At 47.3% G+C, this 18,086-nt stretch carries 16 protein-coding genes; 10 read left to right on the top strand and 6 right to left on the bottom strand.

Features of this window, described 5'->3' with window-relative positions; all coding sequences use genetic code 11:
* Window positions 1–37 precede the first annotated feature (37 nt).
* On the bottom strand, window positions 38–1,216 hold the full coding sequence (locus tag OI18_RS14995) for a thiolase family protein (protein WP_039141190.1): 1,179 nt from the start codon (window positions 1,214–1,216) through the stop codon (window positions 38–40).
* Window positions 1,217–1,344: 128 nt separating this feature from the next.
* Window positions 1,345–1,590 (bottom strand): hypothetical protein, encoded by a 246-nt coding sequence (locus tag OI18_RS15000; RefSeq protein WP_039141192.1) that lies wholly within the window; start codon window positions 1,588–1,590, stop codon window positions 1,345–1,347.
* A gap of 162 nt (window positions 1,591–1,752) precedes the next feature.
* Between OI18_RS15000 and OI18_RS15005 the strand changes: the two genes are divergently transcribed.
* On the top strand, window positions 1,753–2,322 hold the full coding sequence (locus tag OI18_RS15005; protein WP_039141196.1) for a hypothetical protein: 570 nt from the start codon (window positions 1,753–1,755) through the stop codon (window positions 2,320–2,322).
* Here the strand turns inward: OI18_RS15005 and OI18_RS15010 are convergent.
* Together OI18_RS15010 and OI18_RS15015 are read right to left on the bottom strand one after the other, a co-directional pair.
* Window positions 2,319–4,457: an elongation factor G gene (locus OI18_RS15010; RefSeq protein WP_039141198.1), complete on the bottom strand. Its 2,139-nt coding sequence runs from the start codon at window positions 4,455–4,457 to the stop codon at window positions 2,319–2,321. The genes OI18_RS15005 and OI18_RS15010 overlap by 4 nt on opposite strands.
* A gap of 68 nt (window positions 4,458–4,525) precedes the next feature.
* Window positions 4,526–4,903 (bottom strand): hypothetical protein, encoded by a 378-nt coding sequence (locus OI18_RS15015; RefSeq protein WP_039141199.1) that lies wholly within the window; start codon window positions 4,901–4,903, stop codon window positions 4,526–4,528.
* A gap of 118 nt (window positions 4,904–5,021) precedes the next feature.
* Between OI18_RS15015 and OI18_RS15020 the strand changes: the two genes are divergently transcribed.
* The 4 genes from OI18_RS15020 to OI18_RS15035 all read left to right on the top strand — a co-directional run bounded on the left by OI18_RS15020 (window position 5,022) and on the right by OI18_RS15035 (window position 8,515).
* Complete coding sequence (locus OI18_RS15020; RefSeq protein ID WP_039141201.1) at window positions 5,022–6,263, top strand: ABC transporter permease; 1,242 nt, start codon at window positions 5,022–5,024, stop codon at window positions 6,261–6,263.
* A gap of 73 nt (window positions 6,264–6,336) precedes the next feature.
* Entirely contained in the window at window positions 6,337–7,341 is a 1,005-nt protein-coding gene (gene tsaD / locus OI18_RS15025) for a tRNA (adenosine(37)-N6)-threonylcarbamoyltransferase complex transferase subunit TsaD (RefSeq protein ID WP_039141202.1), read from the top strand.
* 58 nt (window positions 7,342–7,399) lie between these two features.
* Window positions 7,400–7,762 carry a hypothetical protein gene (locus tag OI18_RS15030; protein ID WP_152616839.1) on the top strand — a complete coding sequence of 121 codons (363 nt, stop codon included), beginning with the start codon at window positions 7,400–7,402 and terminating at the stop codon, window positions 7,760–7,762.
* Between the two features lie 24 nt (window positions 7,763–7,786).
* Entirely contained in the window at window positions 7,787–8,515 is a 729-nt protein-coding gene (locus tag OI18_RS15035) for a tRNA1(Val) (adenine(37)-N6)-methyltransferase (RefSeq protein WP_039141206.1), read from the top strand.
* Here the strand turns inward: OI18_RS15035 and OI18_RS15040 are convergent, their stop codons facing one another.
* On the bottom strand, window positions 8,516–8,845 hold the full coding sequence (locus tag OI18_RS15040) for a DMT family protein (RefSeq protein WP_039141208.1): 330 nt from the start codon (window positions 8,843–8,845) through the stop codon (window positions 8,516–8,518).
* Between the two features lie 207 nt (window positions 8,846–9,052).
* Window positions 9,053–12,571, bottom strand: a complete 3,519-nt coding sequence (gene smc / locus OI18_RS15045) for a chromosome segregation protein SMC (protein ID WP_039141211.1) — start codon at window positions 12,569–12,571, stop codon at window positions 9,053–9,055.
* Between the two features lie 414 nt (window positions 12,572–12,985).
* Between smc and OI18_RS15050 the strand changes: the two genes are divergently transcribed.
* From OI18_RS15050 to smpB, 5 genes are read left to right on the top strand one after another with little or no spacing between them, the layout of a single operon-like run.
* Window positions 12,986–13,828, top strand: coding sequence for a LamG domain-containing protein (locus OI18_RS15050; protein ID WP_039141215.1), 843 nt, complete (start codon window positions 12,986–12,988; stop codon window positions 13,826–13,828).
* A 38-nt stretch (window positions 13,829–13,866) separates the two neighbouring features.
* Complete coding sequence (locus tag OI18_RS15055; RefSeq protein ID WP_039141217.1) at window positions 13,867–14,883, top strand: threonine aldolase family protein; 1,017 nt, start codon at window positions 13,867–13,869, stop codon at window positions 14,881–14,883.
* A gap of 36 nt (window positions 14,884–14,919) precedes the next feature.
* Window positions 14,920–16,575: a glucose-6-phosphate isomerase gene (gene pgi, locus OI18_RS15060; RefSeq protein ID WP_039141314.1), complete on the top strand. Its 1,656-nt coding sequence runs from the start codon at window positions 14,920–14,922 to the stop codon at window positions 16,573–16,575.
* A gap of 48 nt (window positions 16,576–16,623) precedes the next feature.
* A complete protein-coding gene (gene accD, locus OI18_RS15065) occupies window positions 16,624–17,538 on the top strand; it encodes an acetyl-CoA carboxylase, carboxyltransferase subunit beta (protein ID WP_082037991.1) in 915 nt (304 codons plus the stop codon).
* 58 nt (window positions 17,539–17,596) lie between these two features.
* A complete protein-coding gene (smpB, locus tag OI18_RS15070) occupies window positions 17,597–18,031 on the top strand; it encodes an SsrA-binding protein SmpB (RefSeq protein ID WP_039141219.1) in 435 nt (144 codons plus the stop codon).
* Window positions 18,032–18,086: the final 55 nt, after the last annotated feature.

The raw sequence follows: 18,086 nt of genomic DNA on the forward strand, positions 1-18,086 counted from the left end.
GCGGATTTTATTTTTGAAAATACGTTATTGTTTTTAATTATGTCAGGTTTTCAATAACCATTGCTGATGCACCACCACCACCGTTACATATACCCGCTGCACCATAACGGGCATTGTTAGCTTTAAGTACATTGATAAGTGTGACAATGATCCGTGCTCCGCTAGCCCCAAGCGGGTGACCCAGCGAAACCGCTCCCCCATGCACATTCACCCGTGCGGGATCCAGTTTCATCCGGCGGCTGTTTTCAATTCCGACAACAGAAAATGCCTCATTCAGTTCCCAAAAGCTGATGTCTTCCATTTTTAAGCCAGCTTTTTCAACTGCTTTGGGTACCGCCAGCGCAGGAGATGTGGTAAACCATTCCGGAGCCTGCTCAGCATCTGCAAACGAAACGATCCGCGCGATCGGCTTCAACCCGAGTTCCTTCAGTTTTTCAGCGCTCACCAGTACAAGTGCTGCAGCCCCATCATTCATGGTGGAAGCATTTGCAGCTGTAACAGTGCCCTCTTTCTGGAATGCCGGCCGAAGCTCAGGGATCTTCTCGAATTTGACATTCCATGGCTCTTCGTCTTTGGTTATCTCGGTATCCCCTTTTTTACCGGGAACTGTAACAGGTACTACTTCATTGGAGAATTTACCAGCTTCCCAGGCTGCCTGGCTTCTTTTATAACTTTCAATTGCAAACTGGTCCTGTTCCTCGCGGCTGATACCGCAATCTTTGGCGCAGAGTTCCGCGGCATTCCCCATGGCCTTGCCATCATATACATCCGTCAGGCCGTCTTTTGCCAGTCCATCGATAAAATTGCTGTTCCCGTACTTGTTTCCCCAACGCAGCTGTTCAGCATAAAAGGGCACATTGCTCATACTTTCCATTCCGCCTGCAACCACGACCTCCGCGTCACCCAGCATGATGCTTTGTGCGGCCTGCGAAATGGCTTTCATCCCACTTGCACAAACCTTATTCACAGTTGTACAGTTCACGTTGTCCGGCAGGCCGGCATATCTGGCAGCCTGTTTTGCAGGCGCCTGTCCCAGGTTAGCCTGGATAACACAACCCATGAGTACGTCATTTATGGCAGTAGCGGGAATCCCGGCTTTTTCCACGGCATTTTTAATGGCAACTGCTCCCAGCCGGGTTGCTGACAGGTCTTTCAGGCTGCCGCCGAAACTTCCCATCGGGGTGCGAACGGCAGAAACAACGTATACTTCTTTCATATTCAACTGTTGAGTTTTAAAGATACAAATGTAAGGAATGGGGATTCAATACTAACAGTTGTAAGTATTTCGGTAAAAAAAGCCGCAGGCCCGGAATAAAAAAGGGCCCCGTAAGAGGCCCTTTTTTATTAGTTGTTGATCGGAGAGAAATGATATCCGACCTCACAGAGGACGAATTCATTCGGAACAACATTGAATAAGGTCTGCTGCATGTGTTTTCTGTAGCGCTGACTGGTTTCCGGCAGGTGTTCCACCAGTTTCCAGTTCCGGATCTTCAATACCGCCATCCTGCTGGTGTCGGTCAGGTGATCCTGGATCATCAGGAATTTTTCAGCAATGTGGGCCTGGTCGTTGAAATACAACTGTTCGTTCATAGGCTCGGGGGTTTTCAATTGGGCTTTTTATGGGATTAAAAACGGATCCATTTTAAAACGGGCAAATTTCGCCAAAATTGTGTCCGTTCGTCGAAACATGGGGCAGGATATTCTTAACCAAATGTTACAATTTTGATTAACATTGCGGCCTGAATCCCAACCATGAAAAAGACCCTGATCCCTTTATTGGCCATTTTATGCTCATTAACGACCTCAGCCCAGCGCTTTAAAAGAACTGACAGCACCGATTTGCTGTTCAGCCGGGCGATCCAGACTATTTATTTCGATTTTGAAAATGATTTTCGCAGTATCCAGGGTGACCTGGTGGCGGATGAGGCGGAATACGAGAAGTATGCTTCGGTAGTCAGTTTACCTGGTGCGCAGGAATGCGTCATCACCAGGTTTCATTCTATTATAGATACCACTGCCAGCTGGCAGGCCATTATGCTGATCACGGATGAGTTTTCCGATGGGAAGCGGGCGTACAAGTCCGTTTGTAACAGGCTAAAGAATGCGCGGGTGGTGCTGGTAGATGGTTCTGAGATCTTCTTTAAGCATGATATTGAAGAGGCGGTAGAAGACAAACGCTTCGTCACCTCCTATTTTTACCTCCCGGTGGGCAACCCCGCGTTCCGGAACGTAAAAATAGAAGTTGAACTTATCACCCTTCTTGGTGAATACAAGGTGCAGGTGAATGTACACAGTAAGCCTGCAGACACACTGGAGTATTAGACTTCTTCAGCAACCGCCTGCCTGCTGTAATCTTCCGTTAGTTTTTTCTGTAGCTCGTAAGGAACCGGGGAATAATTGTCGAAGGTCAACCGGAATTTCGCCCTGCCCTGGGTCAACGAGCGGAGCGCTGATGAATATTCATGCATTTCGGCAAATGGCACTTTTGCGATAATGCGGGTGAAGTGTCCTTCGGATTCCATTCCTTCAACGATCGCGCGTCTTGTCTGAAGGTCGCCCATTACCGAGCCAGTCAATTCATCCGGGCACATCACCGACAGGTTATAAATCGGCTCCAGGAGTTGCGGATCTGCCTGGCGGAAGGCCTGGCGGAAGGCTTGCAGTCCGGCCAGTTTGAACGAGATGTCGTTGGAGTCCACCGGGTGCATTTTTCCATCGAATACACTCACGCGGATATCCCTGACAAAACTTCCCGTCAACGGTCCCTCCTGCATTTTTTCCATCACTCCTTTGAGGATTGAGGGAAGGAAGCGGGTATCGATGGCACCACCGACTATGCAATTGTAGTAAATGAGTTTTCCGCCCCAGGGAAGTTCATGTGTTTCGCGGCCACGAACGTTGAGTCCGGCCGGTTCAGGCATGCCTTCAAACCAGGGTTCAATCCGCATATGAACTTCGCCAAACTGACCTGCGCCCCCGGATTGTTTTTTATGCCGGTATTGTGCGTCCGCACCTTTGCGGATGGTTTCCCGGTAGGCAATGCGGGGCTTGAGGAATTTCACTTCTATCTTTGAATAGTGTTCGATCTTCCAGCGGATCACAGCCAGGTGCATGTCGCCCTGGCAATGAATAATAGTCTGTTTCAGTTCCGGGGAAATTTCCACGATCACGGTCGCGTCCTCTTCCACGAGCTGGTGGAGGGCCTGTGCCAGTTTTTCTTCTTCGCCTTTATTGACAGGCTCAATCGCCATACTCATATTCGGCGGCGGAAATGCAATCGATTCCAGCTCAATATCGCGTCCCTTTTCGTGAAGCGTGTTGTTCACATGAGTATTCCTCAACTTAAGGGTAGCGCCGATATCGCCTGCTGTAAGTTCATTTACATTGGTGCGGCGGTTACCTTCCAGGATAAATAACTGGCTGATCTTTTCGGACACATTGGTGGTCTCATTAACGAGTTCCATGCCAGACCTTACAGTCCCGGAATAAACCTTAAAAAAAGACAACTCACCCACATGCGGTTCAGACACTGTTTTATAAACAAAAAGGCACACAGGTCCGTTTGCATCACAAGGCAAAGGCTTGCCTCTCCTCGTCACCTGGGGTGGCATTTCATTGGCAGCGGGACAAACATTATCGATGAAGCCCATCAGCCTGCCACTACCCATATTCCGTTCTGCTGATAAACAGAAAAGCGGGAACAGGTCATGGTTGATCATTGCCTTCTTAAGTCCGTCCTTCATTTCATCTTCATCCAGTTCACCTTTGTCGAAGTAATGTTCCATGAGGGTTTCGTCATTACTGGCAACTGCTTCCACGAGTTCCTTGTGAAGCCTGTCCGCCTTCTCCCTTTCGGAATCAGGGATGGGTAATTTTTCAGGCTTTCCACCGGCATCACGAAACTTGTAAACAGTCATGCGTAACAGGTCCACGATTTCATGGAAACCTGCACCCTGCTGCAGCGGGTATTGAACCATGACCACTTTTGTACCGAAGTGATCGCGTGCCTGCTGAACAGTTTTATCAAAATCGGATTTGTCATGATCAAGTTGGTTCACAGCAAAGATCATGGGCGTTTTGAACTGCTCGGTGTATTGCCAGGTAATGTCGGTACCCACTTCCACTCCCATGGAAGCATTCAGCAACATCACTCCCGTGTCTGCGACACGAAGTGCAGATATTACTTCGCCAACAAAGTCGTCATACCCGGGCGTATCAATGATGTTGATCTTATACCCCCGCCATCGGGAATGCATCAGCTTTGAAAAAATGGAATTACCACGTTCCTGTTCAAGTTCGTGGTAATCGCCAACAGTATTTTTTAATGGGATTGTTCCCCTGCGGTTGATGACGCCTGCTTCATAGAGCATGCTTTCCGCTAACGAGGTCTTGCCAGAGCCTGCATGGCCCAGCAAGACAATATTTTTTACGTGATTGGTATCAAATTCGGCAGCCATCGTTGAATCGTTTAATGATGTACAAACTTGTTACTTGTCACCATATGGTAACCTGGCCGGGAAGAAGCTTACTGAAGCTTAGCTACGAATTGCCGGAATTCCTGCTGCACGTGATGGAGTGTGGATTGTAACTGTTCGTGATTGTCATGCAATTCTTCGTGGGCTGACCAGGTAGCATCTGTAACCTGTCCGTTCTTAGCCAGTTCCCATGCAGCTATCTGTTCATGCTCTTTGATGGCATGCTTGAGATCGTGGATGTTGATGAGTTGAATGTAAAACTGGTTTTGAAGATGTTCCAGGTCCTGAAGTGCGTTTTTGTCCTGGAGGTTGGACGAAAGTTGCTGGAGTTTTTCTTTGAGGGAAGTGAGGTTGCTCCTCTGATCACGGAGGGTGTTTCTCCAGTTTGAACACTCTCCGGTTAACTGTGTGATCTCTGTTGTAACCATGGGAAATTAATTTAAATGATAAAATTGGTTCCGCAGGTTCGTGGGGTAGGATTGTGTAATCTCAATTTAAGTCCTTTTTTTGGTAAAAAATTGAATTAGTAAATAGTATTTTTGGTACATGCGCAGAACCCTGGAAATTCTACTGACCGGATTAAAAATGGCCCTTGGTGAATTCAGATCGAACAAGCTGAGAACCTTCCTTTCCCTGCTGGGTGTTACGTTTGGTATTTTTTGCATTATCGGGGTGATGGCGACTGTCAACAGCCTGGAAGCAAACGTGCAGAAAGATATTAAAGCCCTTGGCAGTAACACCATATTTATAGACAAATGGGATTACAGCGGACAGATCCCCTGGTGGAAACTCATCAACAGGCCAAGTCCGAAATTTGAAGAAATTGCCCTGCTCCGGAAAAGTGTGCATGAGGCACAAAATATTGCATTCGCGCTGCAACGGATGGACAAGGTGGAATTTGAAGATGAGAAACTCGACAATGTACGGATGTACGGCATTACCGAAGATTTTTCCAATATCCAGACCATTGAAATGGTTGATGGCCGTTACCTGCAACAGTCAGATTTTGACTTCGCCACCAATAATGTGGTTGTAGGTTACAAGGTTGCGGAAGAACTGTTCGGCAAGCCGGAAAGGGCTGTCGGCAAACAGATCGTTATTTACAACAAATATGTTAACGTAATCGGGCTGATCAAGAAACAGGGAACGAGCATGATCGGTGGGTGGGAATTCGATAACTGCGTATTACTACCCTATGCTTTTATGAAGACAGTGGTTCGCGACGACTATTCCGATCCGGTTATCATGCTGCAGGGAAAAGAAGCTGTTCCGATGGCGGCGTTGCGGGATGAAACTACGGGTGCGATGCGATCAATCCGTAAACTGAAACCAACACAACAAGACAATTTTTCACTAAACGATATTGATGCATTCGGGGAGTTTGCAGCAGGTATATTCGCGGGTATCAATATGGGTGGTTTTTTTATTGCACTGCTATCGCTCGTAGTGGGAATGTTTGGGGTGGCCAATATCATGTTTGTTACTGTAAGAGAACGCACCAGCCAGATCGGTCTGAAGAAAGCACTGGGAGCAAAAAGAAGTACGATCCTGATGGAGTTCCTGATGGAGTCGGCATTTTTATGCATTATGGGTGGATTGATCGGCTTATTACTGGTATTCGTTCTTACGCTGATCATCAGTAAGCTGATGGGATTCCCAATTTTCATTTCGTTTAACATCATGATCCTGGCTATATCCATCTGTATCGTAGTGGGTGTGCTGGCTGGTATCATTCCTGCCAGTATAGCCGCTAAAATGGATCCGGTTACAGCGATCAGGAGCAAATAGAATTCCCGTAGATTCCAGGAATGAACATTAATGGAGTTCCGCTGTTATAATTTTTTACCTTAAATCTACCCCGTTGACAACTGTTGTACTTGCTGTAGAAAGCTCTTGCGATGAAACCGCAGCTTCGGTCTGCCGGGACGGAAAGATTCTTTCCAATGTAATAGCTACGCAGAAAGTTCACGAGCAGTATGGAGGCGTGGTACCTGAGCTGGCAAGCAGGGCGCACCTTCAGAATATCGTACCGGTCGTTGACCAGGCAATGGCTGATGCCAAAATCCAGTCTTCGGACATTGATGCGATCGCTTTTACCCAGGCACCCGGACTGATAGGTGCATTGCTTGTAGGAGCACAATTCGCGAGGTCGATGGCCCTTGCATTAGATAAACCGGTTATTGCCGTTCACCACATGCAGGCACATGTGCTGGCCAACCTGATCGAATCACCTGTCCCCTCCTTTCCTTTTCTATGCCTGACCGTTAGTGGCGGACATACGCAGATCGTTCGTTGTGAGTCACCGTACAGTATGAAAGTCATTGGCGAAACGATAGATGATGCGGCAGGTGAAGCTTTTGATAAAACAGCTAAGTTACTTGGGCTGCCATATCCGGGCGGACCACTGATCGATCGTTATGCAGCTACCGGCAACCCCGCGGCATACCGTTTTCCCGAACCGCAGATTCCCGGGCTCGATTTCAGCTTTAGTGGTTTAAAGACGGCCATCCTGTATTTCCTGCAGGAAAAAAAGCAACAGGATCCCGACTTTGTTGAAAAGAACCTGCCTGACATTTGTGCCTCTATCCAGAACAGGATCGTCACCATCCTGATGAATAAGCTCGTTAAGGCGGCACAGGAAACCGGGATCACGGAAGTTTGTCTTGCCGGGGGTGTGTCTGCAAATTCCGGCCTGAGGAATGCACTTGCAGAAAACGGGAAAAAGTTCGGGTGGAATACACACTATCCTGCAATGGAATATTGCACCGATAATGCGGCGATGATTGCCATAACCGCATACTATAAATATCTCCAGGGTGATTTTGCTACGCTGGAAACGACACCGACCGCAAAATCGGACTGGTGAAATAAACCCAAGGTCTCTGAATGTCGGTTTTTGAATTTTTAATTTCAAATCTTCAATCGTGTACCGGAGAGACAACCTAATGGGAAGGATCAATGACCTGATCAATGCACTTGCGGTAATAATGGTGAAGATCACCAACAGGCAGGAGCAGGAAGCCCTGGCGGTGATTGATGAACATCTTGACATTGCCCTGCTGCATGCCTATGCCGACGGTCATGATGAACAACCGGATGAAACACTGGTAAAGGTGCAGCTGGACCTGTTATATCTTAAAACCATGCTTACAGCACTACAGCAGGAACCCGGGGTGCCATCACTCAAACAACTCTGGGAAAGGGCTATTGTGAAATTTGAACAGGCAAACAAGGCCACGCTCCATTATGACCTGATTGAAAAGAAAGAAAGGATCAGCAGGTTATAGTGCCTGTTGGATTAATTTTGCGACGTGCCGAACACCTACTTCCAGTTTAAAAATTTTATAGTCCACCAGGAAAAGGGAAGCCTAAAAGTATGTACGGATGCCTGCCTGTTCGGTGCCTGGGTAGCGGACAAGTTAAAGGCGGCCCTGCCACTCCATGCACAATTTCTTGATATCGGAACAGGAACCGGCCTGTTAAGTCTCATGCTTATGCAGGAGCTCCGGTCTTCAGTGGATGCAATAGAGATTGACGCCGATGCGTATGCCCAGGCAACAGACAATTTCATTAACAGTCCATGGGCACAGAACGTGTCAGCATATCATGCCGACATCAGGCAATACAAGCCGGACCACAGCTACGACCTCATAATTGCGAATCCGCCTTTCTATGAAAATGACCTGAGGTCGGCAGATGATCAGAAAAATAAAGCGAAACATGAAACCACGCTCGACCTGCAGACCCTGGCTGGACTGGCAGCCGGCTGGCTGAAGCCGGGTGGTTACTTTGCCCTGCTTCTTCCCGCTCACCGCGGGAAACAGGCGATCGAAGTTTGTGCAGCTTCAGGTATGCATCTCCGTGATTTCACCAACGTGCGGCAGTCAGAGCGGCATTCCGCTTTCCGGGTAATGATGATTTTCAGTACCGGTGATGTAAATTCAAACCAGGTAAACATGCAGGAGATCACCATTAAAGAACATGGCGTTTACAGCCCGGATTTTGTACAGTTGCTTAAACCATTCTATCTGCACCTCTGATCATTTGCGGAACATAAAGTAAACTGCGCCCATCAGGAATGCAAAGCTCACAAGATAGTTCCACCGGAGAGGTTCTTTCAGGTAAACGACTGCAAAAACGGCAAATACCACAAGGGTGATCACTTCCTGGGTCATCTTCAGCTGGAACCCGGAAAACCCGCTCGTATAACCGATCCTGTTTGCAGGAACCATCAGGCAATATTCAAAAAATGCAATCCCCCACGCAATGAGGATCGCTTTCCAGAGAGAAAGTCCCTTATGTTTAAGATGGCCGTACCAGGCTATCGTCATGAAAATATTGGAAACCAGTAACAGGAAAATGGTGCGCATGGAAAGAATATTAAGGCAGCACAAAATAAAGAAAACCGATCGCCCAGACGACCGGTTTCTTTAAGTTGTACAACTGAATTGCAACCTCTGGCAGCAAGATAAACCGCCGGGCTTATTCATACAATAGTATTTGTATCAGGTAATTGTACCAAAAAAAAGCACTGCCGGACAGCAGTGCTTCAAATATAAAAATGGACGGTTACGCTATTAGTTGAGATTCCTGAAATCTACCGGAACGAGTTTACTTACACCGGGTTCCTGCATGGTAACACCGTAGATTGCATCAACGGATCCCATTGTCATTTTGTTGTGTGTGACAATAATAAACTGGCTTTCTTCACTGAACCTGCGGATCATGTTGGTGAACTTACCAACGTTTGCATCATCGAGCGGCGCATCAACCTCATCCAAAATACAGAATGGCGCCGGCTTGATCAAATATATGGCAAATAGTAATGCAGTTGCTGTCAATGTTTTTTCTCCTCCGCTCAGCTGCGTGATGGAAGAAGGTCTTTTCCCTTTCGGCTTGGCAACGATATCGATTCCTGTTTCAGCAAGATTCTCCGGGTTCTCAAGAATGAGATCACATTGATCTTCTTCCGTAAACAGCGCCTTGAACACGCGGATGAAGTTTTCTTTCACCTGGTTGAAAGTGTCCAGGAATTTCTGGTTGGCAGTACTTTCAACTTCAGCAATTGTCTGCAACAGGCTGTCCTTCGCCGTTACCAGGTCATTCTTTTGTTCGAGGATGAATTCGTAACGTTTCTTCATTTCTGTGAAGGCCTCGATCGCAGTGGGGTTCACTTCGCCAAGGTTCTCCAGCCGCTTCTTCATTCTCTCCGCCCTCTCCTGCAACTCTTCAACCGGCGTTTCGGTTGTGCGTGGCTGATCAAGGATATCATCGAGGTTTATCCTGAACTCGACCTGTAGTCTTTCCTTCATTCCGGCAAGCTGCAGCTTCAGTTCGTTGAGGCGATCTTTGATGGCAGTGAGCAGGTGTTCAAGCTGGTCTTTCTCCTTCACCTTATGACGCAGTTCACTTTCCTTTTCATTAAGCTTGTTACGAAGGTTATAATATGCCTGGTCAGCTTCATTCAGGACTTTTTCATCCTCTTCTTTTTTCCGGAGAAGGTCAACCAGCCCGTTCTCAGCTTCGGCCAGCAGTCCGGCACTTTCACTGATGCTTTCGATCGTTTGCTTAAGCTGGCTCTGGTTGGTTTCAATCTGCACTTTCAGGTCCGCAAGCTGGTTGTTCTTGAAAACAAGTTCCTGCCTGAGTGAGTTGATCCGGCTTTGCTGGCGGGTGAGTGACAGGTTGAATTCGTTATATACGGCGTTGGCGCTGTTGTATTCCTGTTCTGCCTGTTTGTATGAGGCTTCCACCTCCAGCATTTTTGCATTTGTTTCTTCAATCAGCTTAAGCAATTCGTTAAGGTCGCTGCGGGTTCCTGAGATTGCCGCTGTAGTAGATTCCAGCTGTTGTTGCAGATCCTCCAGCCTGTTGCGGCTAGTCGATTGCTGTGCATGCAGGTTCTCGATCTTGTTCTGGAGGGCAAACAGCTGGTTCGTGATGTTATTGATATCCTGCTGGCCTTGTTTGATCGCCTGCTCCTTTAACTGCTCGTTGAAACCGATAACTTCATTGTGCTTATTCTGGATATTATCTTTCAGCTCATTCACCACGGCCTCCTGGGCAATAATTTCTTCGTGCAGCTTTTCCAGGTTCTTGGCCCGGCCGATCTTCTTCCCTTCAAACAGGCCAACACTGCCGCCGGAAAGTGAGTACTTCCCCTTTACATATTTCCCGGACTTTTCCAGGATCACCGAGCCATTGCTGTTGTCCAGTGCGGATTCATCTTCTGCTATGAACACATTGCCCAGCAGGTGTTCGGCAAGACTGCGAAACTGTCCTTCAACTTCTATTACGGACATGGCAGGAATGGTGCCTTCTGGCTGATGGATCGAACTATTCGATTCATCGAACTTGTCGAGGAGGAAGAAATTGGCCTTCCCCTTTTTGTTATCATCAAGCAGGTGTACAGCCTGCAGACCTTCCCGCAGGTTATTCACCACGTAATAGTTCAGATATGGTTCCAGCACGTTTTCAACAGCGGCACGATACTCCTCCTTTACATAAATAATATCAGACAGGATCGGTGCAGTGTGATTCCAGTTGGGATTGTTGTGCAGGAATTTGATGCTTTCCGGATAGCCCTCCATGGAGTCGATAAGGCTCTTCAGCAGGTCATATTCGTTCTTACGTGCATCGAGCCGGCGGCCTTCTTCTGCCAGCTGTTGACGAAGCACTTCCAGTTCACCCTGCGTCTGAAGGATCTGCTCCTTTGTACGCTCATGGTGTTCCTGTAATTGCTGCAGGTCACGCTGGCGCGAATCAAGTTCCTGCTCCTTAAATGTTTTTTCTTCTTCCAGCTGACGGAGCTGGCTGCCTCTTGCCTCCCGCTCCTCTTCTATCTGGCCAATTGTACGCTGGAGGTTGAGAATGGATGTATCGGCTACAGCCACCTTTTTTTCCGCTTCGAACTGGCTGCGCTGGATCTGGAGGTTTTCACTCCGGATCGCATCTATCGACTGCCGCTGTTCATCGAAAATGCTTCTCTTTTCTTCTACCGCGGCTTTATAATCGTCAAGCTGTTGTTCAAATGTTTCGAGTTTGCCTTCCTCTTCCGTAACCTGGCGGGACGTGAACTCAATACTTTCTTCCAGTCCCTTCATCTGGCCTTCGCTCTTATTCAGGAATTCCTGCAGACTGGTTTCCTTTTCCTGCAGGAAGTTAAGTCTCTGGGAAGCGAGGTTTTTATCGTTTTCCTTTGACCTCAGTACCTGCAACAGGTCATTGAACTGGTGCTGCATGCTCTGGAGCATCCTTTCTTTCTCGATGAAGCCTACTTTTTCCTGTTCGATCACGGCTTCTTCCTGCGCAATGGAAGCTTCGAGCGCGACTTTCTTGTTCGTTTCCGTAGTTGTCTGTTCATTCAGGTCCCGGTAAGTGACATTAAATCCTTCCAGTGCGGCTTTTGCCAGTTCTATGGACAATTCACGGTAATCCTTTTTGATCTCGTAAAACTTTTCAGCCTTTTTTGCCTGGTTTTCCAGGGCTTTCAACTGGTTGTTGATCTCAAACAGCAGGTCTTCGATCCTCGCAAGGTCCTGTTCGGTCGCATCCAGTTTTTGCTTGGCTTCCTTCTTACGGGTTTTATAGATGGAGATCCCTGCGGCCTGCTCAAGCATCCGCCGGCGGCTGTTTTCCTTGTCTTTGATCAGGTCATCGACCATTCCCAGCTCAATGATACTGTAACTGTCTGTGCTGACACCCGTGTCCATGAACAGGTTCTGGATGTCTTTCAGGCGGCAGCTCACATCGTTCAGGCGGTATTCGCTTTCCCCGCTCTTGTAGAATTTGCGGGTAATGGTAACGGTATTGAACTCGGTAGGCAGCAGGTTTTTCGTATTCTCAAACGTCAGGCTCACTTCTGCAAGTCCCGATGCGGATCTTGTGCGCGAGCCGTTAAAAACCAGGCTCTCCAGGTTTTCTGAACGAAGCTGGCTGATCTTCTGTTCGCCGATAACCCAACGGATACTGTCGATGATATTGCTCTTACCGCAGCCATTGGGACCAACAATACCGGTGATATTCTGGTCGAAATGCACGACAGTTTTATCGGCAAAACTTTTGAAACCTTTTATTTCTAAGCTCTTTAAACGCACAATGATCAGATTTTAGAGGGGAAGCAAATATATAGGATTGGCGTTTATAAGTTAATAGGTCTGGTGAAATAGGCCGGCATAATTGCACACGAATTATTAACAGGACGACCTTCAAAATGGAAAGTTTAAAATTAAAAATATTCGATTTGACTGATAATGAGACAACTAACATTAAGATTCGGAAATAAATAGCCTATAAATGTATTTTTTACAATAGGCTAGTCTTTATATCAGGTTAATTGGTCTATATAGCTTATGTTTCAATGATATATAAACATTTACCTGTTTTAGAAACAACAGGTAAATGTTTTCAGTAAAAATGTTTAGTTTTTGCATAGTAGAGCTTTTCGTTTTGAATTTTGAATTCTGGTTTTGCCTGTTATCTTTGCCCGCAAACTCCCTTAAACCTTACTAATGAGAAAATTAGCCGTACTGCTGATACTGGTCATCCTCAGTTTCATCAGCCCCTCCTGCGTTAAAGAAGTAGTCAAAGAAGTTGTTGTAACCGATACCCTTGTCGTGAGGGATACCCTTACTGTACGGGATACCATAACAGTACGGGATACGGTGCTGGACCTGGCATGCGGACTCCTTGCCTATTACCCCTTCAACGGGAATTTCAAAGATGAGAGCGGCCATGGTAATGATGCGGTTGGCCGGAACGGAATATTTCTGACCACAGATTATAAGGATGAAGCAAACCGTTCGGCGGGATTTGATGGTTTGAATGACTACCTGATCGTTCAGAACGGTAAACCACTGCGGAGCGACACCATGACCCTGTCAGTGCATATCTATTCAGACAGCTGGGATCTTGAGCGCTCAATCCTGGCATTACACGATTTCACTGACGGGTCTTCATTCCATTACAACCTGGTACAACCTTTCGGCGGAACGCAGGAACTTGCATTCTCAATAGGCGACCCGGCCTATCCCTGCACAGGTCTTCAGCACTATAACCCGTCAATTTCGATAATATCTACCCAGAAAGTAACTACCAGCAAATGGTATCACCTGCTGGCAACATTTGCAAACGGGGATCAGCGGTTTTATATAGATGGCCAGCTGGTTGGACAAAAAACCCAGCCATACAAAGCTGTCCGTGACTGCGGAAATCCGAGTCTTATCATTGGTGGCTGGTGGCAGTCATCACTGTTTCCATTCAGTGGGAAGATCGATGAAATCCGGATTTATAATCGCCTGTTGAATAAATGTGAGATCAATGCAATTGACCTCGACGGAGACACCGGGAGTTAATTAACCCGGTTTTCCGTTTTCGCGATTACTTTTGCCAGATGCGAATAGAACTCCGTTCAGACACATTTACGAAACCAACTCCGGAAATGCTGGAGGCCATCGCCCATGCAGAAGTGGGCGATGATGTTTTTGGGGAAGATCCGACCGTCAACCGGCTGGAAGGTGAAGCCGCTGCCATGTTCGGTAAAGAGGCGGCTTTATTTTGTCCGACGGGTACCATGAGTAACCAGATAGCCATTAAAGTCCATACCCAGCCTGGCGATGAGGTAATCTGCGAACAGCAGGCCCATGTATACATATATGAAGGCGGGGGAATAGCATTCAATTCCGGGGCGCAGGTGCGGGCCTTGCGGGGCGACCGTGGCCGGATTATGGCAGAACAGGTGGCGGACGCCATAAACCCCGACGATGTACATAAGGCCCGGACCTCGCTGGTTTGCCTGGAGAATACCAGTAACCGGGGTGGTGGCAGCTGCTATAACTGGGAAGCTATCCAGGGCATTAGCCAGGTTTGTAAAATGAACGGATTGCAACTCCACCTCGACGGTGCACGGTTGTTCAATGCGCTGGTTGCGACCGGGCAATCGCCCCGCCAGTATGGTGAAACCTTCGACAGCATTTCTGTTTGCTTCAATAAAGGAATGGGATGTCCGATCGGCAGTATCCTGATCGGTTCCGGCGACTTTATCCGCAAGGCACGCAGGGTAAGAAAGGTATTCGGGGGCGGGATGCGGCAGGCCGGCTTTATGGCTGCAGCGGGTCTGTATGCTTTGGAACATCATATCTGCAGGTTACAGACTGATCATGATCATGCCAAACAAATAGCAACAGCCTTAAGTAAGAAAGACTTTGTTGGTACAATTATGCCCGTGGAAACGAATATCCTCATTTTCGAGGTTACTGGCAGGTATACTGCGACCACACTGGCAGATACTTTAAAACATTATAATATTCACTGCATTGCCATCTCTCCCACCCAGATCCGGATGGTGACCCATATTGATGTTCATGCAGTGATGGTGTCTCATCTTGTTTCGGTTATAGATGACCTGTAATTGTTATTTTTACAGGAAGCAAGCAAACTGAAATACATGTTACCAACCGTTAACCCCACGCAGACAAAGGCGTGGCAGGCACTTCAGCATCATTATGATACCGAGGTGAAGCAACAGCACATGCGTGCATTATTTGCCGCAGATCCGAAAAGATTTGAAAAGTTCTCCCGATCGTACGGCGAAATTCTATTCGATTTTTCAAAGAACATCATTACCGAAAAGACCTGGCAGCTCCTGCTGGACCTTGCCGCACAATGTGAGCTTCCGGAAGCCATTAAGGCCATGTTCAGTGGCGAACTGATTAACCGGACCGAAGGCAGGGCGGTACTCCATACCGCGTTGCGCAACTTCGGTACACAACCGGTCATTACAGAAGGTAAGGATGTAATGCCGGAGGTAAGGGCGGTCCTTGCCCGGATGAAATCATTTGCCGAAAAAATCCACAGCGGCGACTGGAAAGGATATACAGGTAAGCCTATCCGTTATATAGTAAATATTGGCATTGGCGGAAGTGATCTTGGCCCGCTGATGGTGACGGAAGCACTGAAGCCATATTGGATTGAAGGCATACAGGCATTTTTCGTTTCAAATGTTGACGGAACACATATAACAGAAACCTTGAAGCATGTGGATCCGGAACAGACACTCTTCCTCATAGCTTCCAAGACCTTCACCACGCAGGAAACCATGACCAATGCCCTGACCGCACGAACCTGGTTCCTGGGGGCGGCGGTAGAAGAATCGCATGTGGCCAAACACTTCGTTGCCCTTTCCACAAACGAAAAGGAAGTTGTGAAATTCGGGATCGACAAAAACAATATGTTCGGTTTCTGGGATTGGGTTGGCGGACGCTATTCGCTCTGGAGCGCCATAGGTATGTCAATTGTGCTCACTATAGGTTACGACAATTTTGAGTCGCTGCTGAAAGGAGCCCATGATATGGACAATCATTTCCAGCGTTCGGCGCCGGATCAGAATATCCCGGTTTTAATGGCAATTACCGGTATCTGGTACACTAATTTCTTCGGAACACAGAGTGAAGCGATTCTCCCCTATGACCAGTACATGCATCGTTTTGCCGCCTATTTCCAGCAGGGTAATATGGAAAGTAACGGTAAGTCGGTTGACAGGAATGGTGAGAACGTAAATTATGCAACGGGTCCGATCATCTGGGGAGAACCCGGAACAAATGGCCAGCATGCATTTTACCAGCTTATCCACCAGGGAACGCCAGTCATTCCATGCGACTTTATTGCACCGGCGGTAAGTCATAATCCTACCGGCGACCACCATCGCAAACTGTTGTCCAACTTCTTCGCGCAAACCGAGGCACTCATGAACGGAAAAAGCGAGGAGGAAGCCAGGAAGGAATTGCTTGATGCCGGAATGGACCGTGAAAAGGCAGATAAACTCGTGCCGTTCAAAATGTTTAGCGGAAACAGGCCCACCAACTCCATCCTGGTAAAGGAGATCACGCCTTTCACACTCGGGCAGCTGATAGCTGCCTATGAACATAAGATCTTTGTACAGGGAATCATATGGAATATTTTCAGTTTTGATCAATGGGGTGTGGAATTAGGTAAACAACTTGCGAACCGGATCCTGCCGGAACTTGAAAGTGATGAACCGGTAAGTTCACACGACAGTTCAACCAATGGCCTGATCAACGCATATAAGCAATTCCGCAGGTAAACTGATTCACTCAGGTTTCTTATCTTAGCCGCCAAAACCTAACGGAGCATGGCACAACACGAAGAAGATTTTGATGCTAACCTGGCCGGAGAAGAGGGACAGACAGAGGAGACAAAGTCGAGCTGGTTCAAGCGTATCAAAAAGGGCATTCTGACTAGTACCGCAGAAAAAAAGGAAACACCAGAAGGCCTGTGGACGAAATGTCCGGAGTGCAATTATATCTGTACAATGAACGAACTGAGGGAGCAGCTGTTTGTATGCCCCAAATGCAACTACCATCACCGGATTGGCAGTGCTGAATATTTTGACATACTGTTCGACAATGGTTCAGCCGAACTGATGTTCGAGAATATCCGGTCGAAGGACTTCCTGCATTTTACTGATCTCAAGTCATATGAGAAAAGACTGAATGAGATCTGGAGCAAGACAGATATTTCCGATTCCATCCGGGTGGCGGCAGGCAGGATTAACGATCATGAGATGGTGATCGCCTGTATGGACTTTGAATTCATTGGCGGTTCGCTGGGAAGCGTTATGGGAGAAAGGATATCGAGGGCGGTTGACTATTGTATTGAACATGGAACGCCGTTCATGATTGTATGTAAGTCGGGCGGTGCCAGGATGATGGAAAGTGCCTTTTCGCTGATGCAACTTGCAAAAGTTTCCGGCAAATTATCGCAGCTGACCGATGCCAGGATCCCTTACATCTCCTTCCTTACTGATCCGTCGTTCGGCGGGATCTCAGCCTCCTTCGGAATGCTGGGCGACCTGAACATTGCCGAGCCGGGCGCCCTGATCGGTTTTGCCGGGCCAAGGGTAATCAAGGAGACCATTAAAAAGGATCTTCCCGAAGGATTCCAGCGTAGCGAATTCCTGCTGGAACACGGTTTCCTTGACTTTATCGTGAACAGGAAAAACCTGAAGGAGCGGCTGGGAACACTGCTGTTATTATTCAAAAATTAAATCTTTGGATCATTTAAATCAATAAGGAGGTACATTTGCCTCCTTATTTTTTTATACAGTGGAATTAAGGAACAGAGCAGCTTTTCATGAGTATCATATTGAAACGACCTACATCGCCGGCATGGTTCTGGTAGGTACGGAGGTGAAGGCTATTCGCAACGGCAAAGTGAGTTTTAACGACAGTTATTGTACTTTCAACAAGGGGGAATTGTACGTAAAGAGCATGCATATTTCCGAGTATGCTTACGGTACGACCCACAGGCATGAACCTACCCAGGAAAGGAAATTATTGCTGCATAAAAAGGAATTGAAAAAGCTCGAATCAAAGATTAAAGAGAAAGGTTATACAATTGTACCGCTGAGGATATTTTTCAATGAGAAAAATATCGCTAAAATCGAGATCGGGCTTGGAAAAGGGAAAAAAGTACACGATAAACGGGAAACCATCAAGACCAGGGAGGTTGAGCGGGACATAAAACGGTATTTAAAATAAATTATTGTGTCGGCCGGATAGCATCGTAAAATCACGAAAAACAAACTTTTTTTTA

The sequence above is a fragment of the Flavihumibacter solisilvae genome, assembly GCF_000814475.1.
Classification (GTDB): Bacteria; Bacteroidota; Bacteroidia; order Chitinophagales; family Chitinophagaceae; genus Flavihumibacter; species Flavihumibacter solisilvae.